Below are 15,473 nucleotides of genomic sequence, written 5' to 3' on the forward strand. Positions count from 1 at the left end.
CCGGACAAGCTAATCTCTTTTCTTTGCAATAAAATAATCTAATTTATTAGCAATGAGACGATTCTCTTATCTTTTATTTCTGTTGCTCTTAGTGGCAGCAATCGACGGTTTTGCACAAGGAGTTCTTAAAACGGAGTATATGCCTGCCTCTTCTTTCAGAGATGAAGCGGGGAATAAATTGGGTTCGGGCGATTTATTAAAATTCACCGGAGCATATACGCTGCCCTTTTCGCTGAAGCAGAATGCATCGGGACAACCTGTCATGTGGTCGGCATCGGTCAGAGGGACTTATGCGATGCTTAATAATCGACAGATGGCTCTGGATATACATCCGGATGAGGTGTTGAGTGGCAGCCTTAACCTGACACATGTACGGCCCTTGTCGAAGAAGTGGTACATGATAGCCAGTTTGGGAGCAGGCATTTATTCGGCACCGGATGCAATTACCTGGCAGAGTGTATTGGTGAATGGGGGAGTGATTTTTGTGTATAAATGCAGGAAAAATCTGGATATAGGTGTTGGGGCTGGATTGACGAACTCATTTGGAGTACCTATTGCCATGCCGATGTTCTTTCTTAACTGGCAGCTTTCCGGTAATTATGAGGTCAATGTGAATCTCTCTTCCGGTGTTGAAGTGTCCGGGGCGGTACGTTTGGGAGATCGGTTTAAGCTGAGGCTGGTGGCAATGGAAATGGATGGAATATCTTCTGTGATGGATGTAGAGGGGAAGTCTATGATATATGCTTCGGTTATGATGCGATCTTATCTCTGTCCGGAATACAAAATAGGTAAGAAGTCGTGCCTGTATTTGGGGATAGGGGGCAATTGGCTCAGGTCTGGCGATCTGACTAAACGTACGCTTAAAGGGTTTGTAGACAATATGTTCAGTGATAAGGATGATCCGTATTTCAATCCGACGGTTTACTTTTCCGCCGGAGTGAAGTGTGGGTTTTAGACAGAATGCGTTCAACAAAAAGTTGGATCAAGTTGCTCTCACTGCTCTCACTTTGTATATAAAGCAGTAATAATAAGAATCTTAAGTGTTAGTGAGAGCAACTTTTAAGAGTGAGAGCAAAAAGGGAGCTCTCACTCTTGCAATCAATCCGGATCAGGATGATGCATATATTTACTTTATATCAGGGGTTATTGTGTTGAGAACCAGTGATCTATCCCTTTTCCCTTAGGGGTAGCCGGGTGTTGACCTAGGTTAACAGGCCTATCAACCTTGGTTGACGAGCCGGTTAACCAAGGTTGGCAGGCTTGTCAGCCAAGGTTAACACCCGGTAATGCTTACTGTAGAGATACAGAAACAACCGGGCAAAAAGAAATAATCAATGGCTTAGTGCTGATTCTCTGCATGAGTAGAATGCCAATACTCGCTCTTTTAGCAGATACGCATACTTTGCTTGTGATTGTTTCGATAATGCCTCTGCCAGTTTCATTTTTATTTCGTTGTATTCATATACGGCTGACTTCCCCGAAGCATACTTCTCCAAAGCATAGCGATGTGCCTCTTCATTGGCAACGACGGCTTTGGAGGTCGATTCGTATTTTTCCAATGCGTTCACTGCATCCGTATAAGCTTTTTCAATCTCCTTATATAGGTTCTTTTTCTCATTTTCCAGAGACAGACGGGCATTACTCTCTTCTATTCGTGCGGTGCGGACTTCATTCCGGGTTGAAAATCGGTCGAAAAGAGGGATACTCAGTGATAAATAGACACTTTTCTGCATATTATTTTGGAGTTGCTGCCTGAAGGATGGATTTATGCTGTTCCCCGAATGGTAATAGCCGGTGCTGATACCTGCACCCAATGAAAGCGTGGGGTAGTATCCTGCTTTGGCCACTTTGATGGCTTTTGAACTGCTTTGCAGTGAATAATAGGCCTGTTTTATTTGAGGCATACAGTTCAGTGCGGCTGCATAGATGGTTTGGGGCATGATGGTATCTGTCCGGGATATGTTCTCATCAAGAGAATCGATGTCGAACTCCTCATGCCCTTGCAGTTCCATGAGCTGTATGAGGTCGAGGAGGGAGAGACGGAGTGAGTTTTTGGCTTCCGTTGCCGTCAGTTCATCGTCAGCCAATTGAGCTTTGACATCATATAGCTGGGATTGCGGTGCTTTGCCGTTTTCTATCAGAAGCAATGTCCGGTCTTCTTGTTCCCGGGTCAAACGGATTTGCTCCCGGGCAATCTTATGGATTTCCTTGTTCAGCAGAATCTGGAAATAGCAGCTTGTGACATTCAGTGATAAATCGTTTTCTATAAGTTCCTTATCAGCTTCGGCTGCCATCAGGTCGAACTTGTTGCGTGATACGGATGCACTCCGCCGGAAACCTGTGAAAAGAGGCATTTCTGTGCTTACGGAGAAGGAGGAGCTTTGTGTATTGCTGTCTTCGTATGCATTGCTGCGATTGAGCGAGCGTCCGAAGTCGAACTTTTGAGAAGTTCCGGCACTGAGGTCGGGCAGGAAACTGTTTTTTAAAGTGCTTTTTTCTACTTTTAGTTTTTCAATGCGGTTCCGGCTTTGTTTTACTTCAATATTGTGCCGGATGGCGTGATCGATACACTCTTGGAGAGACCATCTTCTATTTTGTGCCTGTACATTGCCGATAAAGGCGAAAGTCGTGATTGCCACGCTTATCATTATTAATTTCTTCATAAAAATAACATCGTTTGATTACTGTATGATTCTATTGCTTTGTTGTTGCAAAAATAGAACACTGACAGCTCAAACGATGTTATAGAAATGTTATCGCTATGTTAAGGTTATTCGAACATGGCAAACTGCTCGTTCCAAAGCCTGAAGTATGGTCCGCCTGCCTCGTAGAGCTGGCTGTGTGTGCCGGTTTCTGCCACTTTACCCTTGTCAATCACTACAATGTTGTCGGCACATCTCACTGTAGTCAGTCGGTGGGCAATGATGATTACCGTTTTCCCCTTTCCGGCCAATGCATCCAGTGTTTCTTTTACATAACGTTCGGCTATGGAATCCAGTGACGAAGTGGCTTCATCGAAAATCAGGATTTCCGGTTCTTTATACAGGGCGCGGGCTATGGCAAGTCTCTGACGCTCGCCTCCGGAAAGGGTGGCGCCGTGTTCGCCTACTTGAGTCATGTAGCCATTAGGCAGCCTGTCTATAAAATCTGTCAGACCAAGCTGTTTCACCAGACTGCTAATACGTTTCATGTCCGGTTGCGTATCACCGAGTGCTATGTTTTCGGTGACGGTTCCGGCAAACAGCTCGATTTGCTGGGGGACGGTGCCTACCCGACGCCGGAGGCTGCGATTGTCAATCTGTGCAATGTCATAGTCTCCAATGCGGATACGTCCGGACTGAATGGGGTAGATGTGCTGCAAAAGGGAAATCAGTGTTGTTTTACCCGAACCGCTTTCTCCGATGACGGCGGTAGTCTTGCCCTTTTCTATGGTTAGATTCAGGGAGTTGAATACTTCTTTGCGTGAACCGTATCTGAAAGAAACATTCTCAAAAATGATGTCGCCCATCATGTCCGGTTCCAGAATGATCTTTTGTTCATTGTCCTGCTCCCTTTCCAAATCCATAATCTGAAACAGACGGTCGGCGGCTATCAATGCATCCTGAATAGTCTGGTTGGATGATATCAGCGAACCGATGGGCGAGATGACGTAACCGACCAGAGAATAGAATACCATGAGCGTGCCGGGTGTCATCTCCTGATCGATAACCAGAATGCTGCCCAGCCACAAGATGGCGATTGTGATTCCTGTAGATACGAATTGGATGCCTCCTTGTGCCAGGATGGAACCGTAAATACTTCGGTAAGTATTCTTCAATAAATGTACAAAACGACTTTCTGTCTTCAGGTTGGCATACTCTTCGATGCCGAAACGCTTAATGGTTGAAATGGAATTGATGGACTCTACCAATTGGGATTCCAGATCGGCACTGCTTTCCATGATGCTGCGTTGGTATTTCCGGTTCAGCTTGTTGAAGCCCCAGAAGATGAGCAGGAATAGCGGTGCGGATATCAGGGTCATGACTGCCAGTTTCCAGGAATAAATGAACATCAGGCACAGGGAGAACACCAGTATCATAATATTCACTACCAGATCGAGAGACACGTTGTTGATGAAGTTACGTATTTTCACGGCATCGTTCACGCGTGAAATGATTTCACCTACGCGCATGGTGTCGAAGAACTGTTGAGGCAGGGTCAGCAGATGTTTGTAATATCCCAGGATCAGGGCTGCATCGATTCTTTGTCCGGTTTTCAGTGCCAGAATGCTTTTCATTGCACCGATGAAGGTGCGCAGCAACAGGATAATGAGCATAATCACTCCCATCAGATTCAGCAAATTGGTGTTTTTGTCGACCAGTACATAGTCTGTGATTTTGCCTACATAGATAGAAGTGGATAATCCCAAAATACTGAAAACAAGTGCACCGAAGACGGCTTGCAGCATTACGGACTTATGGGGTGCCAGCAATGAAAGGAATTTCTTGCTCATGCTGGTTTGCTGATTTCCCTTTTTGAAGGTCTCTTCCGGTTCCATCAATACCAGTATGCCTGTCCAGTCGTGCCGGAAGTCTTCGTGTAAAACCTTATGCATCCGTCCGTCTCCGGGATCCATATATGTGATGTGTGTCTTCGTCACTTTGTAGATTACGACAAAGTGTTGAAGTTGTTTGTGATTTACCAGCACATGTGCAATGGTTGGCTTGGGAATCGTGTACAGTGCATCGAACTGTGCGCGGACGCCTTTGGCGGACAATCCCAGTTTGTTGGCGGCTTCTATCAGTCCTAATACATTCGTACCTTTCTGGTCGGTGAATGCATATTGGCGGATGCGCGATACCGGGAAGCGCAGTCCGTAGTGGGCGCATACGGAAGCCAGACAGGCTGCTCCGCAATCGGTGATGTCATGTTGTTTGATCTTGGTACCTTTTTTCATTTTATCTCTGTTTTTATTATTTGCTACTTAATGTTTACTTACTGTTTTTGGGCTATCATCTCATTAGCCGTGTATTGTTTTAAGGAGTATTTTTTCTGTGAAGCAAAAGTACGGGGTTAGTGGAAGAAGTTGTGTTATTGCTATGTTATCGCTATGTTAAATTGATGCTGCGTAGAATAATACAAGAATATTCCTGCAATGTTGTCTGATTAGAGGGAAAGAATAAACATTATTCTTCTTTAATGATTAGCGTTTTTAGTATTTTTGCATCTGAGAAAGTACGAGTATATGAATGAAAATCAAATAATCTGTTGCCACCAGTCGTACAAATATTAAGTGGTTTGTTTCAATAATGAGGCAAAATTACACTGATAAAAAAATACGGTATGTTATAGGAATGGTATTGCTATGTTAAAAGTGGATGGTAGATAATCTCACTTGGTGCGTTCTCTCACTAAATGTGGAATATATCTATTCTTTTCATGAATATCTCCTAATCCTAATTTAGGATACACCATGCCTCCGATTCCTGGTATGACCTGTCCATGCTCATCCCTTTCGGTATCAATTGCGAAAGTTAAGAAGTTGAATTTGTTACTTATATCTTCCGGAAATTCCATTTTAAGGTTTGATTCTGCGTCTTTATACATAACGGGAGATACAACGAATATATACTTGGGCGTTATTTCGTTTACGAGTCGGGTTAATTGAGTTTTTACAACACAAGAAGTGCTGATAATGGATTTTACAAGAATTAATGTCTCACAATTATGGATAGGCTCTATATATGATTTTACGATAGGGCTATATTCAATCTTTTTTTCCGCATCGAAAGAAAGTCTTTCGTTCCAGAACACTGCCAATGAAACTTTTTTCTGAGTAAGAGAATTCAGTACCCCATGCACTAACCAGTCTGCGTCTTCAGAAGCGCATGCCAACATTGTGTTTCCTAATTTATCATGCATCTGATGACTCAGCAGGAGTCCCAATGCTTTCCCCAATTGATAAAATGCATCACGATAACTTTCAACGCTGGTGTGTGAGTCAATCAAGGCCAGCATTGAGTTAATAATGCTATGCTTATTGTCATTTGGGATATTTACATACGTTCTCATACTCAATTTTAGCCTAATAATTCGATTAAAGCCCATTTATCTGTGGGATTGATATTCAGTATTATACTTTCTAATTCTTCAGTCCAGGGAGTACTTCCGGTCATATATCCACACGACCAATATAAAGTAGTTCCATTTATGTTATAGGTGAATCCTTCTATTTTATTGAATATATCTTGGCATTCTTGTGAAATGGTTCTGGTCGGATAGGTAACCATGTTTACATATCCTTTTCCCATTTTCTGTATATCGTCGACAATCTGCTGTAGAGAGATGCTCTCTTGTGCGCAGGAATACCATACTCCTAAAATAGCGGATGCGATTCCGGATAATACTTCATCTGTAGCCTCGGGCTGTGCCGTTATTTGTTTTATAGCATCTTTAAATGGAGGATAAGATAGTATTAGCTGATTTAGGGTCGAATAAAAAGGAAAATGAACAACCGATGTATATTGGGATATTCCAATAGGTATTTCGGTTATATTACTGTTTTGATCGGAATAAATGAGTTTTAACTCAAAATTTTCTTTGTTTTCGGAAGATATCTCCATTTGCCTTTTAAAGTCGCCGCTTAGAGTGTGTGACGTTCCTGTATGCCACGTCAGAGATGCTACATTCTTTAGTTGGTGATATGTTTTGTGTGAATCAGGAGTGCTTATTAGCAAATCATCTACGAATGCATTTTCTAATTGTGAACTGAAATGAACATTTTCCAATTTTTCCAGATAGCGAAACATGCAGTTAGCAATCTGGTAGGTAGCATAATAGTTTTCATACGTATTACCTTTACTATTGTTTAGGCCACCCTTATGTTTATTTTTTAGATATTCTCTTTCCTCTGAAGTAATAGGCATGACATTTCGCTTTTTGATATTTCTTTAAAACGATTTACTTTAATATTATTATAGATAACCATGTCGAAGAACATAGATTTAGGGCGAACCCAAATGCTATGCTCTCCGTATAAAGCTTGGTAGACGACCATTTCTTCCAGCGTTTCGCTGTGTTTGGCTGTGCCTAACATTTTATATAATCCACCTTTAAAATGTAAGAAATATCGTTCCTCGTTCATACTGTTATGTATTATTTGAATATAAAAGTAGTAATTTCTCGAAGAATAATATCTATCTTACTTGATTATTTGTTTTTTTAACGTTGTATAACTGGCGCTTTTACGCTTGCTATCATCTCATTAGCCGCATATTGTCTTGGATTTGCCCAGTCGTCAATCTTCTGATAAAGCAGATCGAACAGGGAGCGGCGTGTCACCATGAAGTGTGCACTGGCGGTCATACCTTTTTTCAGCTTTCCTATCTGTCCGTTTTTCAGTGTCAGGTAATCTTGTTCCATTTCACATTTCACTTTATAGAAAGAGTTGCCTTGATTGTCCGTCAGGAAGTCGGAGGAGATTTCTTTTACCTTTCCGGGTAGTGTGCCCCATTCGTTATAATTGAAAGATTCCACTTGTATATTGACCGGCATACCTATGTTCATAAAACCGATATTCCGGGGAGTGACGTATACTTCGAGGCAGAGTGTGGAGTCGGGACTGATTACTGCCAGTGATTGTCCGGCTTGAATGCTACTTCCCCGATATATGCCGGAGAACTGGTCGAGCGTGCCGTCTACCGGACTGCGGACGATATACATATCTTGGTCTTTTACCTCTTGCTTGAGGCTGGTACTCATCTCATTGCGTGAATTGCGGTAGCTGTTCAAGTCAGCTTGCCAGGTGCTAAGTTGACTCTGTGTCAATGAAGCCAGTTCGTTTTGCTGGGTTTGATATTGATAGTAGTATTTGTCATATTCTTCTTCTGAAATTACTTTCTTTTCAAACAATGTTTTGTTGCGTTTATACTCTTTTTCCGCTTGTGCCAGGGAGGTCTCAAGTTCTTTCTTCTTTTTGGTGAAGTAAGTGTACTCCTGCCGGCGAACCGGAGAGCGGAATGTGACAGGGTGCTCGCCTTTTGCCAGATATGCCAAGTCGGCAAGATGTGCCTCGTAATCATTCAGACGGTTAGTCTGGTAGTTGATTTTGTAGTCGGAACTGTTTGTGCGGAAACGCAGAAGGATATCGCCCTTGCTGACTTGTTCGCCTTCGCGAACATAAATAGAGTCTACCAGTTCCGTGATAGCTGATTTAATTTCAGTCTTTTCCGTTACGGGGCGGACTACTCCGCTGCCTTGTACGGAAATGTCTACATAAATAAAGGGAAGTGCGATCATAGTAGCCGTGATGGCTAATAGAACGACCCAATAAATAATCTGGGACTTTGTGGTGTGTTGATAGATGTAAGTTTCTAAACTGTTTTCTATCCATTCGTTTGGTAATAGCATATCTTTTTGTCTTTTAGTGATTTATACTTTTCTTTTTTTTCTGTGAAGCAAAAGTACGGGGTTGACGGCGGAAGATAGGTTATAGGTATGTTATCGCTATGTTAAATAGTTCGTGAGTTGAATTATCCGGAAATAATGATTAGCTTTGAACCACTGAAAAGGAAAAACTATGGTGATGAATGATATGCTTCGTAAACTCCCTATCGGGATACAGACTTTTGAAGATATACGGACAGGCAATTATCTGTATGTGGATAAGACCGCCCTTGTATGGAAGATAGCCAATAGTGGTAAGCCTTACTTCCTTAGTCGCCCCCGCCGCTTCGGCAAGAGCCTGTTGCTTTCTACTTTTGAGGCTTACTTCAGAGGAAGAAAGGAACTCTTTGAAGGGCTTGCCGTCGAAGAAATGGAGACGGAATGGAAAAAGCATCCTGTGCTGCATTTGGATTTAAATGCGGAAAAGTATGATTCATCGGAGCGGTTGTATGATATTCTCAGTCGTCAACTAAGCCAATGGGAACTTCAATATGGTAAAGGAATTGATGAAAATACTCTTTCCGGCCGCTTCTCCGGCATCATTCGCCGTGCCAGCGAGCAAACCGGATGCAATGTGGTTGTTCTGGTTGACGAATATGACAAACCATTGCTACAGGCCCTCGGCAATGACGGCCTGCTGGAGGACTATCGTAAAACCCTGAAAGCCTTTTACGGTGTTCTGAAAAGTGCCGACCGGTACTTGCGTTTCGCTTTCCTCACGGGAGTCACGAAATTCTCGCAAGTCAGTGTATTCGGTGATTTGGACCAGTTGCAGGATATCAGCATGAATTATTACTATTCTACCGTGTGCGGTATTACGAAAGAGGAGTTGTGCAAGATATTCGTCCCGGAAATAGAGCATTTTGGAGAGATCAACAATCTCACATTTGACGAAATGGTGGATGCATTGACTAAAAACTATGACGGCTATCATTTCCACCCGAGAGGAGAAGGTATGTTCAATCCGTTCAGTGTTCTGAATGCATTCAGCAATATGGAGCTGGGAAGTTATTGGTTTCAGACCGGTACCCCGACTTTTCTTGTTGAAATGTTGCAGAAAACGGAATATGACTTGCGCACCTTGCTTGATGGCATTGAAGCACCTGCTTCCGTATTCTCCGAGTATCGGGTAGATTCCAACAATCCTATTCCGCTGATTTATCAGAGCGGTTATCTGACAATAAAGGGTTTTGATGAGCGTTTCCGCAACTACTTGTTGGAGTTTCCTAATGATGAAGTACGCTATGGCTTTGTAGATTTTCTTGTGCCTTGAAACAGATTGACGAAAAAGGCTACCTGATACTTTATCAGGCGGATGGACGCGAAGTGATAAAGCTCGGTGTGGAGTTCAGCGCCGAAGAACGCAACATCAGCCGTTGGCTCAACGAGATTCCTTGAATCTTATTTGAAAATTGTTTTGTTGAAGGTGTGTGTCTTTTCAACTATTAATCAACGTGCCATTTTTAATATTGGTCATTTAATCGTTTAATTATCTCTTCACACTTTGGCATTCCATATCCTATTTCTCTATTCGGACTGTTAGAGTTGGAGCCGGACTCATGTAAAATAGAAATCAAAGATGCTCTATTTATTCTTTTATGCTCCAATATAGTAGCGCATAAACCTGTTATTGTCGGCGTAGAAAAGGAAGTTCCTATGGGATGTGCATCCATTACAATATCTGGTTTTACATAGTTGCAATTCTCTACCCCAACTCCACTTGAATGATATCTTTTTTCTCCCGTATCATTGCAAGAGCCCACAGTAATTACGTCCCTCACATCTCCCGGAAAAGAAATATAGTTCCATTCTTTGCCGCCTTCATTCCCTGCACACTGAATAAACACAAGGTTTGGCTTTTCGCTCAATATACTATCTACAAAGTGAGATATCTTTGAGCTTTTTCCGTCCAACATTGTTGGTGTATATCCTTTAAAATCGTCAAATGTGGTGAAAGCTACAGAAGCTGTAATTACATCAACATCTTGTTCTAACAGCCATTTTATGCCGTCCATCATTCGCTGTTCATCTGCTCTTGGCTCTTCCTCCGTAATATCAACTTTTACCAAATAATACTGAGCGTTATAGGCCAGTCCCTTGATTGTATCAGCACCCATTCTTCCACCAATATTGATACATACTTTTGTGCCATGATCTTCCTTGTCCTTAAAGAATGCAATGGTATCCTGCTCTACGAAGTTTTTATAGTCGGCTACCTCCATATTTTGAAGCCATTTATTTGTCTTGAATCCGCCAAACCCCGCATCAAGTACGCCTATCTTTATTCCTTTGCCACTTAATTTTAATGCATCAAAGTCGCGATGCATTACTAAGTTCAATGGCTTTGAATAGACTCTACTGCCTATCCTGACATAGTAAGGATCTGTTATGATTTGATAAAAGACTATACCGATAATCGATAACACAATGATAATAGTATAAATAAACCTTTTCATTGATATATAATATTGAATTTAAAACAGTTTGTCATCGCTATAAAACATTATAGCGATGACAAAAATATAAATATTATTCTAATTAATTACAAGTTTAGAATAAATCAGCGACCCATTTTACCCCTGTTGTAACATACCATGCAATATCATAGGCTAAAGAAGTTTCTGAAGAAGGTTTGCCACCGTACAATTCAATCATTTCATTAACAGATAATTCTGTTACTAGCATCTTATTTTCCATGTAATTTATTTTTTAATCATTATACAATTAAATTCCATTCCAAGCATCACTTACTCCTTTTTTTATATCTGTCCAATGTTCATCTATGTACTCAAGTACAGCACCCCAACCAACAGCTTTTCCACCATTTACTTCTTGCATTTCTTGTAAACTCATTTCTTGCATCATTGCATTCTCATTTAAATTTTTCATGTCTTTTGTTTTTTAATGTTTATAATATGATAATTTTAAAATTGTTATACTAAAAGATATAATCGAGTGTTTTCTAAAAAAAATTACTCCTTTCACTTTTTCTGCATTTTTTGTAACCTTATAGCTGAGGAGAAAAATCACCTTTGATGAAAGCTAAAATAGTGCTTAAAATTTTTACTTCTATAGCTCCTCCCTTGACTTCTAATAGTTCTTTTGAATTTAGTTCTTTGATCAATATATTTGTTTTCATAAAATATTGTTTTATTGTTTAATAATAGCATCAAAAATGTTCTGTAATATCTCTATTGCTAAAGTGATAAATACATTGCTACAGTTATGTCAGATAGATTCATTTCTTGCACCGATGCATTCTCATTTGGATTTTCTATAATTCTTTGTTTTTATTGCTATTAATATAATCTTTTTTATGGAATTGCCTGATCAATACCATTTGGTAAAATCTTTCAGACTATCCAACTCTTTAGAAACATCGGGGAGACCTGTGCTCGGATTAATGATGGGGCGATTTCCGTTTTGAGCGAATCCTCCTGATACGTTTCTCTGTTCTTTTTCATTCAATGGTTTTACCATGTACTTTTCATTCTTTTTCATAACTGTGTTTGATTTTTTATGTTAATACTTATAATACTTTTGGTAAGTATGGGGCGTTACAAATACACTGATTATACTCGTTTCTTCGCTGTAGTTGTAACAGCCACCATACGTATTGATGCATTCTTCTAATGTTAATGCTTTCATGGTTTACTATGTGTCTTGTGTTGTTATGTCATCTATATCCTCCTTTAGAAACAGGATACGAAGTCTTTATTTATAAATATTTGCTCGAAGATTCCTGGCTTTCCCGGACAATGACCATGTGGAGGGATGCCATTCGTCTCATCATATACGGTCATTCCGCAGATGCATATGCCACCGTTCACATTTTCTTGTTCTTTTTCATTCAATGGTTTTACCATGTACTTTTCATGCTTTTTCATAACTGTGTTTGTTTTCATAATTCTACTTATTAATTAATTGTTTGTAATATGTTTTTGCATTTGTATGATATTGCAAAGTTAAGTGCTTTATAACTGTGGTTGTGTTATTGTTTTGTTATCATTAGGTTAATAATTAAATGTGGTTGGAGAAATTTTTGCCCATATCCGTATGACAGGTATCGTCGGTAGGAAAGAAAGGATTGTTTTCTCCATATATTCCTTTAAAAAGTTTGTTCATTTGACAGTTGCTGCATCCGCCATTTACATTTCTCAGTTCATTTGCGCTGAGCGCTTTAATTGTGTTTGTCTTCATAATAATTTTTTTTTTTAGTTGTTAAATTGTTTATAAATATTTCTTTTGTTTCTTGTTGATGTTGCAAAGTTAAGCGGTTTCTTTCAGTGCTTATGTTATTGCTTTGTTATCGTTATGTTAATTAATTCTTGTTGTTTTGTTGAGGGTTGCTTAGTGCATTTAATGATTCGGGCAATCTCTCGAACGGGTATTAAAGTTTAAAAATCTCTTGCTCTCCATAACTCTCTTCTTTTTTTAGTTTATTACTTTGTTTCTTAATTGATGTTGCAAAGATAAGTGGTTTGTTTCTCTACTTATGTTATTACTTTGTTATCGCTATGTTAATGTTACCTTGCTCTGTTCTGAAGAATTCACTCGATACATTATATAATGTACAAACCTTGGAGTCTCCTAAGATTTGTTTGGTTTCCCAAACATCCAGGTCGTTTAGATGCTTCTTGTTTTCCATACTTGCTTTTTTAAAATTGTTTCTTTTGTTTATTGATTGATGTTGCAAAGTTAAACGGTTTGTTCTGGGGAATATGTTATAGCTTTGTTATTTTTATGTTAATCCTCTTTCTGATTAGTCTGCCTAATTAAACAGTAGCATAAACTTTAACCCACTCTCCATTTTCTAACTGTTTAAAACCGACGAGTCTTTGCTCACCGCCATAAATTTGTTTTTGTTCTTCAATGCTTAATTCATAAAATGTAGTTTCCATAATGTTTCGTTTATTTTTTATTGTTTTATTAATCTGGTGCAAAGTTATTGCATTAATCGGAATAAAAATGTTATCTGTATGTTATCTAATATTGTGAATTTGTTATTATATTTGCACTCAAAATAGTAGAATGAAAGTTGTACATATTAAAATAGTAACAGTTGTTGGACTAATAGCTATATTGTTATTACAATTAGTGTGGCTTAATAACACCTATTCTATTTTGAAGAAGAATATAGTAGATGAAGGAAATCGTCTTTTTGAAGAAGCGGTTTATAATGCTGCGTCTTTAAATTTTGCTAATCTGCCAAAGGGGACTAAAGTATTTGGAGCTCCTGTTAATAGCGATTCTCGCAGTTTGCCTGAGTGTACTTATATGATAGAAAGCTTTCTGGAGTTTAATCTTGATGTGAAAATATCTGATATTGATTCTATATATCGTAGCTTATTATATAAAAAAGGCATCAATACAGATTTATATATTAATCGCATGCGAACAAATGCTAATCCCATAATTGTAGAGACTACGGGATCTTCCTCTATTCCTATAATGGGAGTTATAAAAACTCAAATAATACCTATCAGGTTAAACGAATCGCAAAGCGTTCAAGCTATCATAATAAATCCTTATTGGACTATCTTCAAACGTATGGGTCTCTTAATGATAGCAACCGCCATCATGATGATAATGGTAATCACCTGTATCATCTACCAGATCAAGATTATCATCCGTCAGGACAAGATTGCCAAAGTTCGTGAAGACTTCTCTTATGCCATGATACATGATATGAAAACTCCTCTTAGCTCCATTTTGGCTTGTACAAGTCTTTTGCATAGTGGCAAGACGGAGAGCACTCCTCAACTAAGGGAGCGATATTTTTGTATTATAGAGGATGAGACAGGACATTTGCTAAATTTGGCAAATAAGGTTCTGACCATTTCTAAGTTGGAGAGCCATAAACTGGAAATGGCTAAAATTACATTTCAGTTGAAGCCTATGGTAGAAGACTTAATAGAGAAGTTCTCCGCTAAGTGTGCCAAACCGCTACATTTCACTTTAAATTTGCAGGCAGAAGAGGTGCATGGTGATGAAGAGTACCTGAAAGAGGCTATCAGTAATCTGATAGATAACGCTATTAAATATTCATACCAGACGGTTGATATAAGTATAAGTTCGCTTAATAATGCTACCCATACTCTTATTAAAGTACGTGATAACGGTATTGGTATCTCAGAAAAAGATGTAAAACATATCTTTGAGAAGTTTGAACGTGCTTCGGCTTTTAAACGTTCCAGACTTGGCAAAGTAGCAGGTTTCGGATTGGGGCTAAATTACGTTTATCAGGTGATGGAGGCTCATGAGGGAAGCGTGACAGTGAATAGCATAGAAAAGGAATTCAGTGAATTCACCTTATATATACCATTAAAGACGAATGACTTATGATTAGATTATTGGTTGTAGAAGACGATCCTACTTTGCTTTATATTGTGCAAAGCGGATTGCAGGAAATTATTGGGGGATATGAAGTTTTTACGGCAACCAATGGCGCCGAAGGGCTGAAGGCATGGAAAGAACATCATCCGGATATCATTATGTCCGATGTGGATATGCCGGTAATGGATGGTTATGAAATGGTGGCACGTATCCGTGAAACGGATGGCAATACACCTATTCTGTTCGCTTCGGCCATGAGCTCGCCGAAGGATGTGACGAAAGGTTACGATATAGGAGTGGACAACTACGTAAAGAAACCTTTTGTTCCTGATGAACTGGATGCTCATATTCGTTCATTGCTTAGAATGAAGGAAGGGGCAAAGTCGCGTAATGAAACCGACCATTGCAGGATGGGTAAATATTTGCTGGACACCAAGCATGCTAACTTGCGGAATGATAAAACCGGTTCTATCAAAGTATTGACCATCAGGGAAGCGAAGATTATACATCTGCTTTATGAAAATAGAGGCGAAACGGTGAATAGAAGTGCTATACTCAGCCGTTTCTGGGAAACGGAGGATGATTACTTTGCGTCACGCAGTCTGGATGTATTTATGAGTAAAATACGAAAGTATCTGGAAGATGAACCCTGTGTCGAAATAAAGACAGTGAGAGGGGTAGGATTTATGATGCTGTTGGATTGCATATAGCGT

At 39.7% G+C, this 15,473-nt stretch carries 18 protein-coding genes and 1 pseudogene; 4 read left to right on the forward strand and 15 right to left on the reverse strand.

Going from position 1 to position 15,473, the window contains the following annotated elements; genetic code table 11:
* The first annotated feature begins 52 nt into the window (after positions 1 to 52).
* On the forward strand, positions 53 to 955 hold the full coding sequence (locus tag K6V21_RS07390) for a DUF6268 family outer membrane beta-barrel protein (protein WP_217715491.1): 903 nt from the start codon (positions 53 to 55) through the stop codon (positions 953 to 955).
* A gap of 376 nt (positions 956 to 1,331) precedes the next feature.
* On the opposite strand, the gene K6V21_RS07395 is transcribed toward K6V21_RS07390, so the two are convergent.
* From K6V21_RS07395 to K6V21_RS07420, 6 genes are all read right to left on the reverse strand, one after another.
* Positions 1,332 to 2,663, reverse strand: coding sequence for a TolC family protein (locus K6V21_RS07395; protein ID WP_224321389.1), 1,332 nt, complete (start codon positions 2,661 to 2,663; stop codon positions 1,332 to 1,334).
* 107 nt (positions 2,664 to 2,770) lie between these two features.
* Complete coding sequence (locus K6V21_RS07400) at positions 2,771 to 4,936, reverse strand: peptidase domain-containing ABC transporter (RefSeq protein WP_217715493.1); 2,166 nt, start codon at positions 4,934 to 4,936, stop codon at positions 2,771 to 2,773.
* 434 nt (positions 4,937 to 5,370) lie between these two features.
* Complete coding sequence (locus K6V21_RS07405; RefSeq protein WP_224321390.1) at positions 5,371 to 6,051, reverse strand: hypothetical protein; 681 nt, start codon at positions 6,049 to 6,051, stop codon at positions 5,371 to 5,373.
* Between the two features lie 8 nt (positions 6,052 to 6,059).
* Positions 6,060 to 6,905, reverse strand: coding sequence for a hypothetical protein (locus tag K6V21_RS07410; RefSeq protein WP_217715495.1), 846 nt, complete (start codon positions 6,903 to 6,905; stop codon positions 6,060 to 6,062).
* Complete coding sequence (locus K6V21_RS07415; protein WP_217715496.1) at positions 6,872 to 7,123, reverse strand: DUF1653 domain-containing protein; 252 nt, start codon at positions 7,121 to 7,123, stop codon at positions 6,872 to 6,874. The genes K6V21_RS07410 and K6V21_RS07415 overlap by 34 nt, the downstream gene beginning before the upstream one ends.
* 77 nt (positions 7,124 to 7,200) lie before the next feature.
* Positions 7,201 to 8,388: an HlyD family efflux transporter periplasmic adaptor subunit gene (locus K6V21_RS07420; RefSeq protein ID WP_224321391.1), complete on the reverse strand. Its 1,188-nt coding sequence runs from the start codon at positions 8,386 to 8,388 to the stop codon at positions 7,201 to 7,203.
* 175 nt (positions 8,389 to 8,563) lie between these two features.
* On the opposite strand from K6V21_RS07420, the pseudogene K6V21_RS07425 reads away from it, so the two are divergent.
* Positions 8,564 to 9,822: pseudogene (locus K6V21_RS07425) on the forward strand (AAA family ATPase).
* A 65-nt stretch (positions 9,823 to 9,887) separates the two neighbouring features.
* Here the strand turns inward: K6V21_RS07425 and K6V21_RS07430 are convergent.
* From K6V21_RS07430 to K6V21_RS26670, 9 genes are all read right to left on the reverse strand, one after another.
* On the reverse strand, positions 9,888 to 10,880 hold the full coding sequence (locus tag K6V21_RS07430; protein ID WP_224321392.1) for a S8 family serine peptidase: 993 nt from the start codon (positions 10,878 to 10,880) through the stop codon (positions 9,888 to 9,890).
* Positions 10,881 to 10,974: 94 nt separating this feature from the next.
* Positions 10,975 to 11,121 carry a hypothetical protein gene (locus K6V21_RS07435; RefSeq protein WP_224321393.1) on the reverse strand — a complete coding sequence of 49 codons (147 nt, stop codon included), beginning with the start codon at positions 11,119 to 11,121 and terminating at the stop codon, positions 10,975 to 10,977.
* 27 nt (positions 11,122 to 11,148) lie between these two features.
* Positions 11,149 to 11,313, reverse strand: a complete 165-nt coding sequence (locus K6V21_RS07440) for a lactobin A/cerein 7B family class IIb bacteriocin (protein WP_224321394.1) — start codon at positions 11,311 to 11,313, stop codon at positions 11,149 to 11,151.
* A gap of 118 nt (positions 11,314 to 11,431) precedes the next feature.
* Positions 11,432 to 11,563 carry a hypothetical protein gene (locus tag K6V21_RS26665; protein ID WP_258771313.1) on the reverse strand — a complete coding sequence of 44 codons (132 nt, stop codon included), beginning with the start codon at positions 11,561 to 11,563 and terminating at the stop codon, positions 11,432 to 11,434.
* A gap of 191 nt (positions 11,564 to 11,754) precedes the next feature.
* Complete coding sequence (locus K6V21_RS07445; RefSeq protein ID WP_224321395.1) at positions 11,755 to 11,925, reverse strand: hypothetical protein; 171 nt, start codon at positions 11,923 to 11,925, stop codon at positions 11,755 to 11,757.
* Between the two features lie 191 nt (positions 11,926 to 12,116).
* Positions 12,117 to 12,311, reverse strand: a complete 195-nt coding sequence (locus K6V21_RS07450) for a hypothetical protein (RefSeq protein WP_224321396.1) — start codon at positions 12,309 to 12,311, stop codon at positions 12,117 to 12,119.
* A gap of 133 nt (positions 12,312 to 12,444) precedes the next feature.
* Positions 12,445 to 12,624, reverse strand: a complete 180-nt coding sequence (locus tag K6V21_RS07455) for a hypothetical protein (protein ID WP_217715503.1) — start codon at positions 12,622 to 12,624, stop codon at positions 12,445 to 12,447.
* A gap of 301 nt (positions 12,625 to 12,925) precedes the next feature.
* The gene (locus K6V21_RS07460; RefSeq protein ID WP_224321397.1) at positions 12,926 to 13,072 is read right to left on the reverse strand and encodes a hypothetical protein; all 147 of its coding nucleotides are present in this window, start codon (positions 13,070 to 13,072) and stop codon (positions 12,926 to 12,928) included.
* Positions 13,073 to 13,199: 127 nt separating this feature from the next.
* Entirely contained in the window at positions 13,200 to 13,325 is a 126-nt protein-coding gene (locus K6V21_RS26670) for a hypothetical protein (RefSeq protein WP_258771314.1), read from the reverse strand.
* A 130-nt stretch (positions 13,326 to 13,455) separates the two neighbouring features.
* Between K6V21_RS26670 and K6V21_RS07465 the strand changes: the two genes are divergently transcribed.
* Together K6V21_RS07465 and K6V21_RS07470 are read left to right on the forward strand one after the other, a co-directional pair.
* Positions 13,456 to 14,769: a sensor histidine kinase gene (locus tag K6V21_RS07465; protein ID WP_224321398.1), complete on the forward strand. Its 1,314-nt coding sequence runs from the start codon at positions 13,456 to 13,458 to the stop codon at positions 14,767 to 14,769.
* Positions 14,766 to 15,470: a response regulator transcription factor gene (locus K6V21_RS07470; protein WP_224321399.1), complete on the forward strand. Its 705-nt coding sequence runs from the start codon at positions 14,766 to 14,768 to the stop codon at positions 15,468 to 15,470. The genes K6V21_RS07465 and K6V21_RS07470 overlap by 4 nt, the downstream gene beginning before the upstream one ends.
* The last annotated feature ends 3 nt before the right edge of the window (positions 15,471 to 15,473 follow it).

It is taken from the genome of Bacteroides cellulosilyticus (assembly GCF_020091405.1).
Lineage (GTDB): Bacteria > Bacteroidota > Bacteroidia > Bacteroidales > Bacteroidaceae > Bacteroides.